Annotated in this window: 14 protein-coding genes; 7 read left to right on the top strand and 7 right to left on the bottom strand. The window is 71.8% G+C overall.

Going from position 1 to position 16,394, the window contains the following annotated elements:
• Positions 1-284: 284 nt before the first annotated feature.
• Entirely contained in the window at positions 285-1,385 is a 1,101-nt protein-coding gene (locus tag BIU90_RS09140) for a LacI family DNA-binding transcriptional regulator (protein WP_071299921.1), read from the bottom strand.
• Between the two features lie 211 nt (positions 1,386-1,596).
• Between BIU90_RS09140 and BIU90_RS18675 the strand changes: the two genes are divergently transcribed.
• Entirely contained in the window at positions 1,597-1,734 is a 138-nt protein-coding gene (locus BIU90_RS18675) for a hypothetical protein (protein ID WP_175470174.1), read from the top strand.
• Between the two features lie 106 nt (positions 1,735-1,840).
• Here BIU90_RS18675 and BIU90_RS09135 read toward each other — a convergent pair whose 3' ends face one another.
• Positions 1,841-2,542 (bottom strand): GntR family transcriptional regulator, encoded by a 702-nt coding sequence (locus tag BIU90_RS09135; RefSeq protein WP_083403820.1) that lies wholly within the window; start codon positions 2,540-2,542, stop codon positions 1,841-1,843.
• A 140-nt stretch (positions 2,543-2,682) separates the two neighbouring features.
• Here BIU90_RS09135 and BIU90_RS09130 point away from each other — a divergent pair, with 140 nt between their 5' ends.
• A complete protein-coding gene (locus tag BIU90_RS09130) occupies positions 2,683-3,828 on the top strand; it encodes an MFS transporter (RefSeq protein ID WP_071299977.1) in 1,146 nt (381 codons plus the stop codon).
• Positions 3,829-3,882: 54 nt separating this feature from the next.
• Here the strand turns inward: BIU90_RS09130 and BIU90_RS09125 are convergent, their stop codons facing one another.
• Positions 3,883-5,031: a Vms1/Ankzf1 family peptidyl-tRNA hydrolase gene (locus BIU90_RS09125; protein ID WP_071299920.1), complete on the bottom strand. Its 1,149-nt coding sequence runs from the start codon at positions 5,029-5,031 to the stop codon at positions 3,883-3,885.
• Positions 5,032-5,272: 241 nt separating this feature from the next.
• Here BIU90_RS09125 and BIU90_RS09120 point away from each other — a divergent pair, with 241 nt between their 5' ends.
• From BIU90_RS09120 to BIU90_RS09105, 4 genes are read left to right on the top strand one after another with little or no spacing between them, the layout of a single operon-like run.
• The gene (locus tag BIU90_RS09120; protein WP_071299919.1) at positions 5,273-6,637 is read left to right on the top strand and encodes a sugar ABC transporter substrate-binding protein; all 1,365 of its coding nucleotides are present in this window, start codon (positions 5,273-5,275) and stop codon (positions 6,635-6,637) included.
• On the top strand, positions 6,634-7,722 hold the full coding sequence (locus BIU90_RS09115) for a carbohydrate ABC transporter permease (RefSeq protein ID WP_071299918.1): 1,089 nt from the start codon (positions 6,634-6,636) through the stop codon (positions 7,720-7,722). Before BIU90_RS09120 ends, BIU90_RS09115 begins: the two co-directional genes overlap by 4 nt.
• Positions 7,719-8,654 (top strand): carbohydrate ABC transporter permease, encoded by a 936-nt coding sequence (locus BIU90_RS09110; RefSeq protein ID WP_254786989.1) that lies wholly within the window; start codon positions 7,719-7,721, stop codon positions 8,652-8,654. The genes BIU90_RS09115 and BIU90_RS09110 overlap by 4 nt, the downstream gene beginning before the upstream one ends.
• Before the next feature lie 26 nt (positions 8,655-8,680).
• Positions 8,681-11,689 (top strand): glycoside hydrolase family 2 TIM barrel-domain containing protein, encoded by a 3,009-nt coding sequence (locus BIU90_RS09105; RefSeq protein WP_071299975.1) that lies wholly within the window; start codon positions 8,681-8,683, stop codon positions 11,687-11,689.
• 99 nt (positions 11,690-11,788) lie between these two features.
• Here the strand turns inward: BIU90_RS09105 and BIU90_RS09100 are convergent, their stop codons facing one another.
• The gene (locus BIU90_RS09100) at positions 11,789-12,208 is read right to left on the bottom strand and encodes a DUF3151 domain-containing protein (RefSeq protein ID WP_071299917.1); all 420 of its coding nucleotides are present in this window, start codon (positions 12,206-12,208) and stop codon (positions 11,789-11,791) included.
• Between the two features lie 271 nt (positions 12,209-12,479).
• Here BIU90_RS09100 and BIU90_RS09095 point away from each other — a divergent pair, with 271 nt between their 5' ends.
• Entirely contained in the window at positions 12,480-14,060 is a 1,581-nt protein-coding gene (locus tag BIU90_RS09095) for an ABC-F family ATP-binding cassette domain-containing protein (RefSeq protein WP_071299916.1), read from the top strand.
• A 10-nt stretch (positions 14,061-14,070) separates the two neighbouring features.
• Here BIU90_RS09095 and BIU90_RS09090 read toward each other — a convergent pair whose 3' ends face one another.
• The 3 genes from BIU90_RS09090 to BIU90_RS09080 are packed head-to-tail and all read right to left on the bottom strand — an operon-like array spanning position 14,071 to position 16,288.
• Positions 14,071-14,748: an SDR family oxidoreductase gene (locus tag BIU90_RS09090; protein WP_071299915.1), complete on the bottom strand. Its 678-nt coding sequence runs from the start codon at positions 14,746-14,748 to the stop codon at positions 14,071-14,073.
• Entirely contained in the window at positions 14,745-15,791 is a 1,047-nt protein-coding gene (locus BIU90_RS09085) for a YihY/virulence factor BrkB family protein (RefSeq protein WP_071299914.1), read from the bottom strand. Before BIU90_RS09085 ends, BIU90_RS09090 begins: the two co-directional genes overlap by 4 nt.
• 2 nt (positions 15,792-15,793) lie before the next feature.
• A complete protein-coding gene (locus BIU90_RS09080; RefSeq protein ID WP_071299913.1) occupies positions 15,794-16,288 on the bottom strand; it encodes a hypothetical protein in 495 nt (164 codons plus the stop codon).
• Between the last annotated feature and the right edge of the window lie 106 nt (positions 16,289-16,394).

The following is a 16,394-nucleotide window of genomic DNA, read 5'->3' as shown; positions in this document are numbered from 1 at the left end:
CTCGGTCGACCTCCGTGTCGAGTGGGTACCTGGTCAATGTATGCGCTTACATCGCGCGGCGCAAGCGCGGAGTTGTTGCGTCCCCCGGTACACGGCGGCGCTGGCGGGGCGCAGGTCGCGCGCACGGTGCGAGGCACCCGCGTCGCCGCGCGCACGTGCGAGGTCGTCGGCGCGGTGCGAGGGCGTTGCGGCGCACGTGGCGTGCAACCTCGCACCAGCGGCGCACCTCGCACGGTGCGAGGGCGCAGTCGCCCGCAGGATCGCGCACCGTGCGGGCACCCGCGTCAGAGCTGCGGGGGGCAGCTCTCGCGCAGCAGGACCTCGACGGGCAGCCGGGTCGCACGCGCCGGCCCTTCGGGGTGCTCGAGCCGGTCCACGATGGCCTCGACGGCGGCCCGCCCGAGCGCCCCCATCGGCTGGTGCACGGTGGTCAGCGGCGGTGCCGCGAACCGCCCCGCGTCGATGCCGTCGAAGCCCGTGACGACGACGTCCTCCGGCACCCGGAGCCCGGCCGCGAGCACCGCGTCGAGCACCCCGAGCGCGGACTGGTCGTTCGAGCAGACGACGGCGCGCGGGATGCCGGCGGCCACCAGGTCCACCGCGAGCTCCCGCGCTCGGACCCGACCGAAGTCCCCGTGCACGGTCCGCACGGAGGCCGGGTCGACGCCGTGGTCGGCGAGCGCCGCCGCGAAGCCCGCCGCCCGCTCCAGGTCGTCCGGGGAGTCCACGGGGCCGGCGACGTAGGCGATCGACCGGACGCCCAGACGTCCGATCACGTGCGACGCCAGCGTGCGCATGCCGGCGGCGTTGTCGACGCTCACCGAGTCGAAGCCGTGCGAGCGCCGGTCGTCGGCGAGCACCACGACCGGGATGCGCCGCGCCACGTGCTCGAGGAGCTCGTCCGGCACGGTCTGCGCCAGGACCGCCAGGCCGTCGACGCGGCCGGCGACGTCGTTCACGATGACGTCGCGGGACGGGCCGCGTCCGGCGGCGACCATGAGCGCCAGACCGCGCTGCCAGGCCTCGGTCTCGGCGCCGCGCAGGACCTCGTCGAAGTACAGGTTGGACGCGAAGGGCTGCGTCACGTGCCGACGGTCGTCGACCACGCGGACGCCGCCGTCGGTCACGAGCCCCGGTCGCTCGTCCGCGACGACGTCGAACCCCGGCAGCAGCAGGCCGATCACGCCGGTGCGCCGACCCGCGAGCGCTCTGGCGTTGCCCGAGGGGACGTACCCGAGGCTGCGGATCGCGGCCTGGACCCGGTCGCGCGTGCCTTCGCGGACCGCGTCCGGCGTGCGCAGCACGCGGGAGACGGTGGCGATGGAGACGCCGGCGGCCGAGGCGACGTCGTAGACCGTGGGAGGCGCCGTGCGCTGCTCGGGCAACCAGGGCCTCCCGTCCGGTGAGCGATCCGCCGCAGGCGAGCCACCCCGACAGCGGACCATCCTAGGCACGGCCCCGTGCCTGAGTTCTCCACAGTCGCCCGGAGACCCTTGCGGTTCGCGGATGCTGCGGACCACACTGGGGCGACCTCAGTGAGTCCCGTGAGGAACCAGGATCAGCGGGCGACCGCCCGCCTTCGGGAAGGACGACCAGATGTCACAGTCGACGCATTCAGGACGCCGCGACGCGATCCGCGTGAGCCGCGATGAAGCCGAGGTGCGCGACGCGCTCCTCGAGCGCACGGGCGCGATCCCGGTGGACGACCTCGACGACGCGTCGCGGATCGAGTAACCGCGACACCCGCCTGGAGGCCCCGCTCACCGACAGGGCGGGCGCGGCACCCCGGGTGGTCGCGACGGTCAGTGGACACGACGGTGCGTGGGCACCGCGACCGCCGTCAGCGCTCGGTGGACCCGACGATCGCCATGCCCGCTCCGCGGAGGCGCCGACGCTCCTGCGCGATGAACGCGAGCAGGCGGTCGTTGGTTCCGGCGACGTGGGCGGCCAACAGGTCCGCTGCTGCGTCGGCGTTCCCGGCCTGCACCGCGTCGAGGATCGCGCTGTGCTCGTCCCACGCAGCGTCGCGGGCCTCGGGCGTGCGGACCTCGATCCAGCGGGTGCGCTCGAGCCGGGTCAGCGCGTCCGCGATGGCGTCCGTGATGAAGCGGTTGTCGCCGAGCGCGGCCAGGTCCAGGTGGAACGTCGAGCCCATCCGGATGCCGGACTCGCGGTCCGGCGTCGGGCGGAGGGCGTCGAGGTGCGCGCGGACCTCGGCGAGCGCACCGTCGTCGGCGCGGGCGACGGCGAGCCGGGCAGCGGCGGGCTCGAGCACGCCACGCAGCTCGGCGAGCGAGGCGATCTCGTCCAGGTCGATCGGCGTGACCGTCCACGAGCGGCCCTCGTGCAGGATGAGTCCCTCGCGCTCGAGCCGCGACAGTGCGGCTCGGACGGGCGTCCGTGACGCGTGGAAGCGTGCCTCGAGGCCGCGCTCGGAGATGCGCTCGCCCGGTGCGATGTCGAGCGTCAGGATCGCAGCGCGCAGGTTGTCGTAGAGCTGGGCCGTCTGCGACACCGGCGTCTCGTCGGTCGGTTCGGTCACGGCAGATCAGCCTAGTGGCGGTCGACGTCTGATGGTATACCGTTTTGGTATACCAATCAGTTCCGCGACGAAACGACGCCCTCGTGACCACCACCGCTCCTGCCACCCCGACCACCCGCATCCCGACCCGCGCGTGGACGATGCTCGCGCTCGGTGTCGCGGCCCAGGCAGCGGGCACCCTCGTCGTCTCGGCTCCGGCCCTGCTCATCCCGTACCTGCACGCGCAGGGGACGCCGCTCGCCCTCGCCGGTGTGCTCGCCGCCGCGCCGACGTTCGGCATGGTGCTGACGCTCATCGCCTGGGGCGCACTGACGGACCGGGTCGGCGAGCGCGTCGTGATCGCCGGCGGACTGGTCCTGACGACCCTGGCCGTCGTCGGAGCCTGGGTGGCCGGTGGTGACCCCGTGCTGCTCGGCCTGGCCTTCCTGGCAGCCGGGATGACGAGCGCGTCGACGAACGCGGCGAGCGGCCGGGTCGTCGTCGGGTGGTTCCCGAAGGAGCGGCGGGGCCTGGCGATGGGGATCCGGCAGATGTCCCAGCCGCTCGGGGTGACGCTCGCGGCTGTCACCGTGCCGCAGTTCGCCGAGGGTTCGGGCATCCGGGCGGCACTGGTGCTGCCGATCGTCCTGTGTGGCGTGCTGGCGGTGGCGTGCGCGATCGGCATCGCGAACCCGCCGCGCCCTGCGCGCTCGAGCGCACCGGTGGCCGTCACGGCGAACCCCTACCGGACGGACGGGTTCCTGTGGCGGGTGCACGCGGTGTCGGTCCTGCTGGTGGTGCCGCAGTTCACCCTGTCGACGTACGGCCTGGTCTGGCTCGTGGGACTCGGGTGGTCGACGCCCGCGGCCGGACTGCTGGTCGGAGCGTCACAGTTCGTCGGCGCGATCGGCCGGATCCTGGTCGGCGTGTGGAGCGACCGCGCGGGGTCCCGGGTCGGGCCGCTGCGGGTCGTGGCCGTGAGCGCGGCGGTGGTGATGGCCGTGTTGGCGGTCGTCGACGTCACGCACCTGGCCGGGGCCGCGGTGTTCCTGGTCATGGCGACGAGCGTGACGGTCGCGGACAACGGGCTGGCGTACACGTCGGTGGCCGAGGCGGCGGGGCCCTTCTGGTCGGGACGTGCCCTGGGAGCGCAGAACACCGGACAGTTCATCGCGGCGAGCGCCGTCGGCCCGGGCATCGGCGCGCTGGTCGGGGCGCTCGGGTTCGCGGCGTCGTTCGGCATCGTGGCCGTCCTGCCGCTGCTCGCGCTCCCCCTGGTGCCCCGGGCCGACCGCTCCCACGACTGACCGTCCCGACCGCGCGTCCGACGACGCCGGACGGCACGGAGCAGCCCGTGGGACTCAGGCCGGGACGGTCGGCCCCACCGGCCAGCGGAGGAGCGCCGCGGCGGCCGCACCCCCGGGCAACGACGCGGCGTTGACCAGCACGAGCTCGGCGTCCGTCAGCACCGCGGCGCGCACCAGCGCGCACACCGCGGGCACGGGGCCGATCACCGGGACGCCCGAGGCCTGCTCCGGCGCGGTCGCGATCCACGGCGCTGCCCCGAGTGCGAGCAGCGTCCGGTCCCCGATGGCCACCGCGTCGAGGGCGATCGTCGCCCCCTGCGCCTGCTGCAGCGCCTCGACGACCGGGCCGAGTCCGGTCACGGCCTGGTTGTCACCGCGTCCGACGTGGCCGCGGAGCAGGTCCTCGACGTCGTGGCGGTGCGTGGCGATGACCCGGGCGAGGGCGACGCGCACGTGGTCGCCGAGGACGGTCTCGTCGAAGCCGCCGCCGGGGACCTCGCTGACGAGCTTCCGCGCGTCCGACGACAGCCGTTCGATGAGCATCGGGCGGGCCTGCTGGTCGCCGGCGACGACGATCAACGCGGGGGTGAGCCGGGCGACGGCCTTGTCGATCGCGGCGGCGACCTCGGCGGTGTTCTGCCGCCAGACCTCCTCGGTGCGGCTCTGCCAGCGCGGCTGCTTCCAGTCGCCGAACCCGCCCTTCACCTTGTGCTGGTCGAACGTCTCCCCGGTGATCCGTTCCTCGTCGTCCGAGGTCGCCGGGTGCCCGAGCTTGAAGGCGCGGTACCCGCCACCGTCCTTGCCGACCTGCACGACCAGGAACGGCAGCTCGATCGGCCGGTGCGCCACGAGCGGGACCAGGTCGGGGACGGCTCCGACCCCGATCGACTCGCCCGCCTGCATCGGGCCGGGCAGCACCTCGCTCAGCACGAGCTCCCCGTCGTGCACGAGCACGTACCGGGCGACGGGTGACGGCACGCCGGGGGTGTCCTCGAGCTCGCCGGCGATCACGTCGACCGCAGCGGTGTCCGAGCCGGAGGCCCGCAGGGACTCCTCGACCCCGCGGAGCTTGAGTGCGGCCTGCCGACGAGGGTCCTCGACGTTGCCGGAGGCGTCGACGTACGCCCACGCCCACGTCCCTCCGCGTTCCAGCCGGTGCCCGAGGACCCGGTGCAGTTCGTTCGTGGCGTTGGTCGACGTCATGGCAGCTCCTTCGGTAGGACGAAGCAGGAACTCGCCGAGCCCCTGCGCTCTCACGTGCCGACCACCCTGCTCCTGCAACGCACCCCGTGTCCGCGATCGGAGCGAACACCCAGACCCACGGCCGCCTCCGACACCGGACCCGCAGTCGGAGCGAACACCCAGTCCGTAGAAGCCCAGCATCACTCGGTTCTGTGGAAGAGTGCAGGTGCAACCCGATCGCCGACGAACCGAGGTGCAGGCAATGACGCCCACGACCCCACGACGACCCTTCACGCGACGACAGCTGTTCGGATTCGGGATCGGTGCTGCAGCCACCGGTCTGCTGGCCGGCTGCGCGGTGCCCGGGTCGACGAACGTGAACAAGGCCGGGTTGATCCCGGCCGCAGCCGGCGGTGAGACCGTCACGCTGACCTACTGGGCCTGGCTCAAGGACCTGCAGAAGGTCTGCGACGTCTGGAACGCCGAGAACCCGAAGATCCAGGTGCAGGCGAACTGGATCCCCGGCGGCAACTCCGGCGGGTACCAGAAGATGTACTCCGCGCTGGCGGCCGGCGGCGGCCCGGACATCGGCCAGGTCGAGCTCCGGCAGATCCCCGAGTTCATGCTCGCCAACGGCTTGGTCGACCTGGCCCGCTACGGCGCGAAGGACTTCCAGTCGAAGTACGACGAGGCCGCCTGGGCCCAGGTCGAGTTCGTCGACGGGGTCTACGGCATCCCGCAGGACACCGGCCCCATGGGCTTCTACTACCAGACCGCGATCCTCGAGCAGGCGGGCGGCGAGCCCCCGGCGACGTGGGACGAGTGGAAGGTGCTCGCCGACAAGGTCCGGAAGACCGGCAAGCAGAACTACCTCGAGGTGTTCCCGGTCGCCGACGCCTCGCCGTTCGCCGCCTACGCCCAGCAGGCCGGCGCGCGCTGGTTCAAGGTCGACGGTGACGAGTGGGTCGTGGACATGACCGACGATGCCACCATGAAGGTCGCCGACTTCTTCGACGGCTGCATCGACGCGGGCCTGGTCGACACCAGCGCCGGCGCGTACTCCCCCGGGTGGTACGCCGCGTGCGCCAGCGGCCGGATCGCCGCCGTCACCAGCGCGAGCTGGGGTGACGCGCTCATCGAGTCGATCCAGGGCGGCAAGGGCAAGTGGAAGGTCGCCCCGATGCAGAAGTGGGACGCGTCCGGCTTCGGCTCGAGCGCGATCGGCGGCTCGAGCGCGGCGGTCCTGGCGAACGCCAAGCACCCCAAGGAGGCACTCGAGTTCATCACGTGGATGACCACCTCGGAGGAGGGCATCAACGCGATGATCAAGTACTGCGGCATCGGGTGGTCGCCCGCCAAGGACTACATCGGCGCCCAGCGGCAGAAGCCGAGCGCGTGGTTCTCCGGGCAGAACTACAACGAGGACGTCTTCGTCCCCGCGGCCAAGGAGCAGAACGTGGACTGGTCGTGGTCCCCGGTGACGCAGTCGGCCTTCACGTCGCTGCAGAACCAGTTCCGCCGCAAGATCACCGGAAACCTCAAGCTCTCCGACGCCGTCGAACTCGCCCAGGCCGAGATCGTGCAGTCGTTCAAGGAAAAGGGCCTCAGCGTCAGGACGGCACGATGAGCCAGCAGACCAGCACCAAGCCCGCCTTCCGCACCAGCACGAAGGCAACCCGCGCGCAGAAGCGTGCGCCGTGGATCCTGCTCGCGCCGTTCCTGGCCCTGTTCGTGCTGACGTTCATCATCCCGATCATCAGCGCGCTGTTCCAGAGCTTCACGACCGTCGACCGCAAGGGCCTGTTCGGCGAGGACGGTGTCACCGGACGCTTCGCCGGCTTCGACAACTACGTCACGGCGCTGAACGACTCCGGCTTCGTCGCCTCGATCGGCCGGATGCTGCTGTTCGGCATCGTGCAGGTCCCGATCATGATCATCGCGTGCACGATCCTGGCGCTGCTGCTGGAGTCGGCGAGCGCCCGCTGGCCCGGGTTCTTCCGCGCGGTCTACTTCATGCCGTACGGCGTCCCGGGCGTCATCGCGACGATCCTCTGGTCGTTCCTGTACGTGCCCGGCCTGTCGCCCATCGTGTCGCTGCTGCAGTCGATGGGGCTGCAGCCGGACTTCCTCGGCGCGAACAGCGTGCTGTGGTCGATCGCGAACATCGTCACGTGGACGTACACCGGCTACAACATGCTCATCATCGTGGCGCAGCTGAAGTCGATCCCCGGCGAGGTCTACGAGGCGGCCAAGATGGACGGCGCGGGCCCCTTCCAGGTCGCATGGCGCATCCAGATCCCGCTCATCGCGCCGGCCCTGGTGCTGACGACGGTGTTCTCGATCATCGGCACGCTGCAGCTGTTCGCGGAACCGCAGATCCTGTCGACGGTCGCCCCGGCGATCGACACCGAGTACACGCCGAACTACGCCGCCTACACGAACGCGTTCGCGTTCAACGAGTACGGCGTCGCGAGTGCGCAGGCGGTGATCATCGCGCTGGCTGCCTTCATCCTGTCGTTCGCGTTCCTCGCGTTGACGAACCGACCGCCGAAGGACGAGCGCGACCAGCGCAAGCGGTCCAGGCGTGACGGCCAGGAGGCCCGGCGCGCGATCCAGACGCGAGGCGCCGCCGTCCGCACGGTCACCAACCAAGCCGACCCGGGCCTCCCGGCCAACGGTCGCGTCGCGACGATCGAGGGGACCGAACGATGACCAGCGAAGCGATCGAGGCTCCGGCCACGAAGCAGAACGCCCTGCCGGTCGACACCACGTCGATCTCGGCGCACCAGCGCCGCCGGCTCGACCGGTCCGGCAAGTCGCAGATCGTGGTGACCGGGATCCTGGTCATCGTCGCGATCTACTTCCTGGTGCCCCTGTACTGGGTCGTGATCGCGGCCACGAAGACGACCGGCGCGCTCTTCGCGACGAACGGCTTCTGGTTCGGCGGCGACTTCGCCCTCTTCAGCAACATCCAGCAGGTGTTCACGTACGACGGCGGGATCTTCGTCCGCTGGATCGCGAACAGCGTCCTGTACTCGGGCGTCGGCGCCGTCCTGGCGACGTACTTCGCCGCCGCGGGTGGCTACGCGCTGGCCAAGTACGAGTTCCGCGGGCGCCAGCTCGTGTTCGGCACGATCCTCGGCGGTGTGCTCGTGCCGGGGACCGCGACGGCACTGCCGCTGTTCCTGCTGTTCTCGACGATGGGCCTGACCGACACGTACTGGAGCGTGCTCATCCCGAGCCTGGTCAGTCCGTTCGGCCTGTTCCTGTGCCGGGTGTACGCGGCGGCCTCGGTCGACACCGCGCTCATGGAGTCCGCACGACTGGACGGTGCCAGCGAGCTGCGCATCTTCCACACCATCGTGCTGCGGCAGCTGACCCCGGCGCTCGTCACGGTGTTCCTGTTCCAGGTCGTCGGCATCTGGAACAACTTCTTCCTGCCGCTCATCATGCTGGCAGACCAGAAGCTGTACCCGATCACACTGGGACTGAACAACTGGCGTGCCCAGGTGGACCGCCTGCCGGAGTTCTACCAGCTCACCACCGGCGGGGTGCTCGTCTCGGTCATCCCGCTCGTCATCGCCATCATCGTCCTCCAGCGCTTCTGGCGCGGGGGCCTCACGGAAGGATCGGTCAAGGGTTGACCAACGCTCCCCACTCCCCGTCCGCACTGTCCGCACTGTCCTCGACCGCACCGGGCTCGGACACCCGACTTGCACCTCGGGCCTGGCTGCACACGGACGCACCGTCGCAGTCGTTGAACGGGGAGTGGGACTTCCGGTGGTCGCCGGTCGCCTCGGTGCCGGAACCGACCACCGACGACGACTGGGGGTCGATCCCGGTGCCGGCCCACTGGGTGCTGCACGGTCACGGGTCGCCGAGCTACACGAACCTGCAGTACCCGTTCCCGACGAACCCGCCGCACCCGCCGGAGGAGAACCCGACCGGCGACTACCGACGCGCGTTCGACCTGCCAGGGTCCTTCGACGCCTCGGCCCGCGTGCTGCTGCGCTTCGACGGGGTCGAGTCGCACTTCCGGGTCTGGCTCAACGACACCCTGGTCGGGTGGTCCACCGGGTCACGCCTGCCGACGGAGTTCGACGTGAGCGACCTGCTCCGTCCCGGGTCGAACGAGCTCCGGGTCCGCGTGCACCAGTGGAGCGCCGCCTCGTACCTGGAGGACCAGGACCAGTGGTGGCTGCCCGGCATCTTCCGGGACGTCACGCTGCTCGCGCGGCCGACGGCACCGATCGACGACGTGTTCGTGCACGCCGGCTGGTCCGCCACGTTGGGGTCCGCGGCGACCGCGGGGACGGCAGCCTCCGGGCGACCGTCCACCGGCAGCGGGACGATCACGTTCCCCACACTCGACGCGGTGTTCCCGGTGCGGTTCGCCGTGCCGTCGCTCGGCGTCGACGTCGCCTGGCAGTCGCCGGACGACGTGGTGCCGATCGAGGTCGAGGGCGTCGAGCCGTGGAGCGCCGAGCTCCCGCGGCTGTACGACGCCACGCTGTCCACCGGCACGGCCGCCGGCGGGACCGAGGGCGGTGAGACCGTGTCGCTCCGGCTCGGCTTCCGCACGGTGTCGATCGTGGGCGACCGGTTCCTGGTCAACGGCGAGCGCGTCGTGTTCCACGGGGTGAACCGCCACGAGACCCACCCCGAGCGGGGAAGGGTGTTCGACGAAGACCACGCCCGCGCGGACATGGCGCTCATGAAGCGCCACAACGTGAACGCGATCCGCACCTCGCACTACCCGCCGCACCCCCGCGTGCTCGACCTGGCCGACGAGCTCGGCTTCTGGGTGATCCTGGAGTGCGACCTCGAGACGCACGGGTTCGTCTTCCAGGACTGGCAGGGCAACCCCTCCGACGACCCCGCGTGGGAGGACGCCTACCTCGACCGCATCGCGCGCACGGTCGAGCGGGACAAGAACCACGCGCCCATCGTGATGTGGTCGCTCGGCAACGAGTCCGGCACCGGGCGGAACCTCGCCGCGATGTCGAACTGGGTGCACGCCCGCGACGCCGAGCGCCCCGTCCACTACGAGGGCGACTACACGGGCGAGTACACCGACGTCTACTCGCGGATGTACCCGTCGCTGCAGGAGACCGAGTCGATCGGCGGCGGGCCGGCGACCCCGCTGCTCGGGTGCGGCCCGGCCGAGGCAGCTCGGCAGCGGTCGAAGCCGTTCCTGCACTGCGAGTACGTGCACGCGATGGGCAACGGACCCGGGCAGATCGCCGAGTACGAGGCGCTGGTCGAGCGGTACCCCCGGCTGCACGGCGGGTTCGTGTGGGAGTGGCGCGACCACGGGCTGCTGACGCACACGCCCGACGGCACGCCGTACTACGGGTACGGCGGGGACTTCCACGAGGTCGTGCACGACGGCAACTTCGTGATGGACGGCCTGGTGCTGCCCGACGACACCCCCACCCCCGGGCTGGCGGAGTTCGCCGCGGTGGTCGCCCCCGTGCGGCTGCACCTCGGCGCGGCGACGGTGCTGGTCGAGAACCGGTACCACTCGGCCTCGACCGCGGGGCTGCGCTTCACGTGGACGTTGGCACGGAACGGCGTCGTCGAGGCGTCGGGACGACTGGCCCCGGGCGTCGTCGCTGCTCGGGAGTCCGCGACCGTGCCCGTGCCGACCGAGGTGCTCGAGGCCGCGGCCGGACCGATCGCCGCTGGCGAGGAACTCTGGTTCGACGTCGTCGCGGAGCTCGCCGGGCCGACGGCCTGGGCGGACACCGGCCACGTCGTCGCACGCGCCCAGACACTCGTCGGGTCGCGCGTGGCGGACGCACCCCGAGCCTCCCGGCAGGGGTGGGAGGGCGACCGTCTCGGCGAGGCGACGTTCACCGACCGTGGCGACCTGTCCAGCTGGAAGGGCCACGAGGTCGCCGGGCCGCGACTGGAGCTCTGGCGCGCCCCCACGGACAACGACCGGCTGGCGTCGCAGGGCGGCTACGAGACCGCCGACCCGGTACTGACGCAGGGTGTCGGCGACCCGGACGCGCCCGCGTCGGCGACGAAGTGGCTGCAGCATGGCCTCGACCGGCTGACGCACCGCTTGGTGTCGGTGTCGCGGACGCCGCACGGATTGGTGCAGCGCGTCCGGGTCGCTGCCGCGAACAGTGCTGCCGGCGTCGATGTGACGCACCGGTGGACCCTCACGGACGACGGGCTGCTGCTCGACACCGAGGCCGTCCCCTTCGGCACGTGGGGCATCACCTGGCCGCGCATCGGCGTCCGGATCGACCTGCCCGCGTCGCTCGTGGACGAGTCGGCGGAGTGGTTCGGCACGGGGCCGCTGGAGTCGTACGCGGACTCGTCGCACGCGGCGCACGTCGGCGTGTTCGGGTCGCCGGTGTCGCTGCTGACGGCGAACTACTCGATGCCGCAGGAGACCGGGCACCGGCCGGAACTGCGGACGCTGTCGGTCGGGCCGTTCCGGGTGTCGTCGGTGGGCACTCGTCGTACCGGGTTCACGCTCACGCCGTGGACCGCGCAGCAGGTGGCGCGGGCGCAGCACCCGTACGAGCTGCCGACCCCCTCGGCGACGTACCTGTACCTCGACGCGGCGCAGCACGGGCTCGGGAGCCGCGCCTGTGGTCTGGACGTGCTGCCGGAGCACCAGCTGTGGCCGGCAACGACCGCGTGGAGCGTGCTGCTGGGGTAGGGCTGGCGGCGAGGGCGGGCGCTCCCGAACCGTCGAACGGACACAGCACCGGGGAGATCCTCGGTGCTGTGTCCGTTCCGGGGTGCTGTGAGCGCCGCCCTACGCGGACAGCGTCGGGATCACCGCGGGGTCGGCCCCGTCCAGGAACGTCGTCAGCCGCTCGGGCTCGCCGGGCTCATCGATCGCCAGGGCCGCACGGCGCAGCGCGAACAGCGCCCGCAGCACCCCGCGGTTCGGCTCGTGCGACCACGGCACCGGCCCGGCTCCGCGCCACCCCGCCCCACGCAGGGCGTCCAGGCCGCGGTGGTACCCGACCCGCGCGTAGGCGTAGGACTCGAGCGTCGCGCCACGCTCCCAGGCCTCGTCGGCGAGCAGCGCCCACGCCAGGCTCGAGGACGGGTGCGACACGACGACGCTCGCCACGGGGGTGTCGGCGGCGAGCGCGGCGTCCACCTCAGGGTCGGCGTCGAGCAGGGTCGCGGGGTTCGTCGACGGTGTCGGGAGCAGGTTCGAAGGCATGCGTCCACCCTGTCATCCCTTGCGTCGGTCCGGGAACCGGCTTACGGTGGACGAACTCCGTCGTGACCGCGGAGCGCACGGGGCGGGAGACCGACCGTGTGCACGGGTCACGGTCACGGGGGTCCCCGACGGAAGCAGACGGATTGCTGTCGATCACCGGTTCAGCTCAGCCCTCGCGCTGACACCGTGATCGTGCGCCCCCGTCGGGCGCTCCACCGCACTGCGGTGGGTCCGGTGTCGTGCGCACAGCTCACGATCCGGAGAGGCCCCCATGCCCGCTTCACCCTCCGTCGTCCTGCACGACGTCACCTTCACCTGGCCCGACGGCTCCGTCGCCCTCGACCACCTGACCACCGCCTTCGGTTCCGGACGGACCGGTCTGGTCGGGAGGAACGGGGCCGGCAAGTCCACGCTCGTCCGGCTGGTCACCGGTCGGCTCCACCCCACGTCGGGCACCGTCACGACGTCGGGTCCGGTCGACCTGCTCCCGCAGCGCCTCGCCGTGGGCACCGACGGCACCGGGCCGGCCACCGTCGCCGACCTGCTCGGCGTCGGCGATCGGCTCCGTGCGCTCCGGTCGATCCTCGGCGGCGACGCCGATCCCGCGCACTTCGACGTCCTCGGCGACGCCTGGGACGTCGAGGAACGCGCCGCCCTGGCGGTCGAGGGCATCGGCATCGGCGACGACCTCGACCGCCCCGTCGCGACGCTGTCCGGCGGGCAGGTCGTGCTGGTCGCCGTCGCCGGGATCCGCCTGCGCGGCCTGCCGATCGCGTTCCTCGACGAACCGACGAACAACCTCGACCGCCGTGCCCGCGGGATGCTGCTCGACATGGTCGACGACTGGCGCGGCACCCTGGTCGTCGTCAGCCACGACCGCGAGCTGCTCGAGCACGTGGACGAGACGTGCGAGCTCCGGTCCGGGCGGATGACCGTGTTCGGCGGGACGTTCTCCGCCTTCGAGGAACACCTGGCCGTGCAGCAGGCCGCCGTCGAGCGCGAGGTCCGGGTCGCGGCGCAACGCCACCGGACCGAGAAGCGGCAGCGGATCGAGGCGGAGACGACCATCGCACGTCGGGCGAAGGCGGGCGAGAAGGCCGGGCGGTCGATGCCGGCGATCCTGCGCAACGAGCTCCGCAAGAAGGCGCAGGAGACCGCCGGACGGATCCGCACGAGCACCGCCGACGACGAGGCATCGGCGCTGGCGACCAAGCGCGAGGCCGAGCTCCGACTGCGGGACGACGAGTCGATCCACGTCGAGCTGCCCGACCCGCGGGTCCCGGCGTCACGTCGGATCGCGACGATCACGGTGCGGGGCCGGGAGACGGTCGTGCAGGGTCCGGAGCGGATCGCGGTCGCCGGGGACAACGGCGTGGGCAAGACGACGCTGCTCGAGCACCTGGTCGGCCTGCCCGACGCACGGGTGCACCCGCTGCCCGGGACGGACGCGACCGCGCACGTCGACCAGATCGCGTACCTGCCGCAGCACAAGGACACCCTCGACGACGACCTGAGCGTGCTCGAGAACGTCCGACGGGGCGCGCCGCAGGTGGCCACGGCCGAGCTCCGCAACCGGTTGGCGCGGTTCCTGGTGCGCGGCGACACCGTCGACCGGCTGGCCGGGGCGCTCTCCGGTGGGGAGCGGTTCCGGGTGGCGCTCGCGGGTCTGGTGCTCGCCGACCCGCCGCCGCAGCTGCTGGTGCTCGACGAGCCGACGAACGACCTCGACCTGACCAGCGTCGACCAGCTCGTCGACGCGGTGACGGCGTACCGGGGAGCGGTCGTCGTCGTCAGTCACGACGAGACGTTCCTGGACCGGCTCGACCTGGACGCGCGGCTCGAGCTGCGGTGACGTCCCGGGGTCAGCGTCTCCGGGTGGGGCGGATCGAGAGCGTCTCGATCGTGCCCCGCTCGGGCAGGTCCACGACGGTGCGCACGGCGTCGGCGACGTCCTGCGGGTCGAGGTAGTACGCGGTGTCGTAGTCCTCGCCGAGCTTGTCGGTGAGCTGCCGCTGCATGTCGGAGTCCGTCCGGCCCGGGTGCACGCTCGACACCCGAACGCCGTTGCTCCGTTCTTCTTCCCGCAGGGCGTCGGTGAACGCCCGGAGCGCGAACTTCGACGCGCCGTAGATCCCGCCGCCGGGACCACTGACGAAGCCGGACCCGGAGTTGATCGTCACGACCAGTCCCCGTGCTGCGCGGAGTGCGGGGAGCGCCGCGCGGGTCAGGTCGGCGACGGCGAAGACGTTCGTGGCGAAGACCGCCTCCCACGTCGACCGCGGGGTGTCCGCCACCCGGGTGCCCTGCTCGACGCCGGCGGAGTGCACGAGCACGTCGAGGCGGTCGGGCAGCGGCGGCAGGTCGCCCGCGCCGAGGTCCCCGACGAACGGCGACGCGTCCGGCAGCGACGCCACGACGGCGGCCACCGCGTCGGTGCTCCGGCCCCCGACCAGGACGTGGTGGGTGCGACCGAGGTCAGCAGCGATGGCTCGGCCGATGCCGCGTGTGGCGCCGGTGACCAGCGCGACCGGGGCCGTCACTCCTCGCCCGCGCTCTGTCGGATCTTGATGCCCTCGAGGACGTCCTTGGCGCGCTTCTCGTCCTGCTTGTCGATCTGCCGGGTGTCGCGCTCGGGGAGCTGGATGTCCTCTTCAGCGCGGATGCCGGCCTGCAGTTCGCGCCCGCGTTCGATCTCGGCGTCGAACTCCGCGCCGAACAGCAGCGCGTTGTTCGTGATCCAGATCCAGAGCAGGAACACGATGACGCCACCGAGCGAGCCGTACGTGGCGTTGTAGTTCGAGAAGTTCCCGACGTAGAACCCGAAGCCCACGCTCGCGACGATCCAGATGAGCAGCGCCAGGATCGACCCGCCACTGACCCACGAGAACTTCGGCTGCTTGATGTTCGGCGCCCAGTAGTACAGGACCGCGACGACGATGATCGCGATCGCCAGCATGATCGGCCACTGCACGATGAGCAGCACCGTCGCGGCGACGTCACCGAGCCCGATCAGGTCGCCGACGCTGCGGGCGAGGGGGCCGCTGACCAGGGCGAGCAGCCCGAGGACGAGCATGACGACGGTGAACAGCGTGACACCGAGCATCGTCGGGCGGAGCTTCCAGATCGGGCGGCCCTCGCGCACGTTGTAGATGCGGTTCATCGCCCGGCCGAACGCCCCGACGTACCCGGACGCCGACCAGATGGCGCCGACGACACCGACGATGAAGGTGATCGGCGCCGCCGGTGAGCGCACGAGACCCTCGACGGGTCCGCGGATCAGCGACACGACCTGCTGCGAGCCGACGTTGCCGATGACCTGCAGCAGCGTGTCGACCGTCTGCTTCGGGTCCGACACCAGCCCGAGGATCGACACGATCGCCAGCAGCCCGGGGAACAACGCCAGCACGGAGTAGTACGTCAGGCTGGCGGCGAGGTCGGTGCACTGGTCGCTGGAGAACTCGCGGAGCGTCTTGCCCAACGTGTACTTGAGCGTCGGCTTCGTCAGGTCGGTCGGGTTGTCCGGCTTGCGGACGTCGTCGGGTGCGGGCTTGCCGTTGCTGCCCTCGTCACGCTTGCGTGCCATGGTCACTTGCCCTTCGAGCGCTTGGCGGCCTGCTTGCGGTACTTGGTCGCCTGTGCGGCGACGGGAGCCAGGCGCTTCTGCTGCTTCTTGCGCAACTGGTACCCCGGGTCCTGCTCGAGTTGGGCCTGCCGCGCCTTCCGCCCGGCCTTGCGTGCCTTGCGCCCGGCACGTCCCGGGGCGGACTCGTCACCACCGCGCGCGCCGAACGGCAGGAGCGCGGAGAACGCGGTCCACGCCGGCGGCTCGGCGAGGTGCCCGGCTGGTGTCCGTCCGATCCGTGCGCCGACGACGATCGCGGCCACACCCGTCAGCGCGATGGTGCCGAGGGCGACCAGCGGCGTCGGGTCACGGTGCCAGCGCTGCCGGGTCTTCGCCGCGGCGAGCCGGGCGCGGGCGGGCAGGTCGACCTTGTGCCGGATCCGCTCGACGGTGTCGCTGATCCGTTCGCGGGTGCGGACGTTCGCGAGTTCGAGCTCGGGGAGACTGTCGTGCGCCATACCCGTTGTCTACACGGTCGCGGCCCCACGGGCCTCCGGAAGGACGCTCAGACGCAGACGCGCACGCTGGACGGAGCCGTCGCCGAATGAGGACCCAGCCATCCCC

The organism is Curtobacterium sp. MCBA15_001 (assembly GCF_001864835.1).
Taxonomy (GTDB): domain Bacteria; phylum Actinomycetota; class Actinomycetes; order Actinomycetales; family Microbacteriaceae; genus Curtobacterium.
This window is presented reverse-complemented; position numbering and strand designations above follow the sequence as displayed.

What these genes read in the sequence shown, in the direction of transcription:
- BIU90_RS09085 (WP_071299914.1), bottom strand. Translation starts at nt 15,791, where the DNA reads ATGGCACGCAAGCGTGACGAGGGCAGCAACGGCAAGCCCGCACCCGAC.
- BIU90_RS09100 (WP_071299917.1), bottom strand. Translation starts at nt 12,208, where the DNA reads ATGCCTTCGAACCTGCTCCCGACACCGTCGACGAACCCCGCGACCCTG.
- BIU90_RS09080 (WP_071299913.1), bottom strand. Translation starts at nt 16,288, where the DNA reads ATGGCGCACGACAGTCTCCCCGAGCTCGAACTCGCGAACGTCCGCACC.
- BIU90_RS09115 (WP_071299918.1), top strand. Translation starts at nt 6,634, where the DNA reads ATGAGCCAGCAGACCAGCACCAAGCCCGCCTTCCGCACCAGCACGAAG.
- BIU90_RS09095 (WP_071299916.1), top strand. Translation starts at nt 12,480, where the DNA reads ATGCCCGCTTCACCCTCCGTCGTCCTGCACGACGTCACCTTCACCTGG.
- BIU90_RS18675 (WP_175470174.1), top strand. Translation starts at nt 1,597, where the DNA reads ATGTCACAGTCGACGCATTCAGGACGCCGCGACGCGATCCGCGTGAGC.
- BIU90_RS09120 (WP_071299919.1), top strand. Translation starts at nt 5,273, where the DNA reads ATGACGCCCACGACCCCACGACGACCCTTCACGCGACGACAGCTGTTC.
- BIU90_RS09110 (WP_254786989.1), top strand. Translation starts at nt 7,719, where the DNA reads ATGACCAGCGAAGCGATCGAGGCTCCGGCCACGAAGCAGAACGCCCTG.
- BIU90_RS09130 (WP_071299977.1), top strand. Translation starts at nt 2,683, where the DNA reads ATGCTCGCGCTCGGTGTCGCGGCCCAGGCAGCGGGCACCCTCGTCGTC.
- BIU90_RS09125 (WP_071299920.1), bottom strand. Translation starts at nt 5,031, where the DNA reads ATGACGTCGACCAACGCCACGAACGAACTGCACCGGGTCCTCGGGCAC.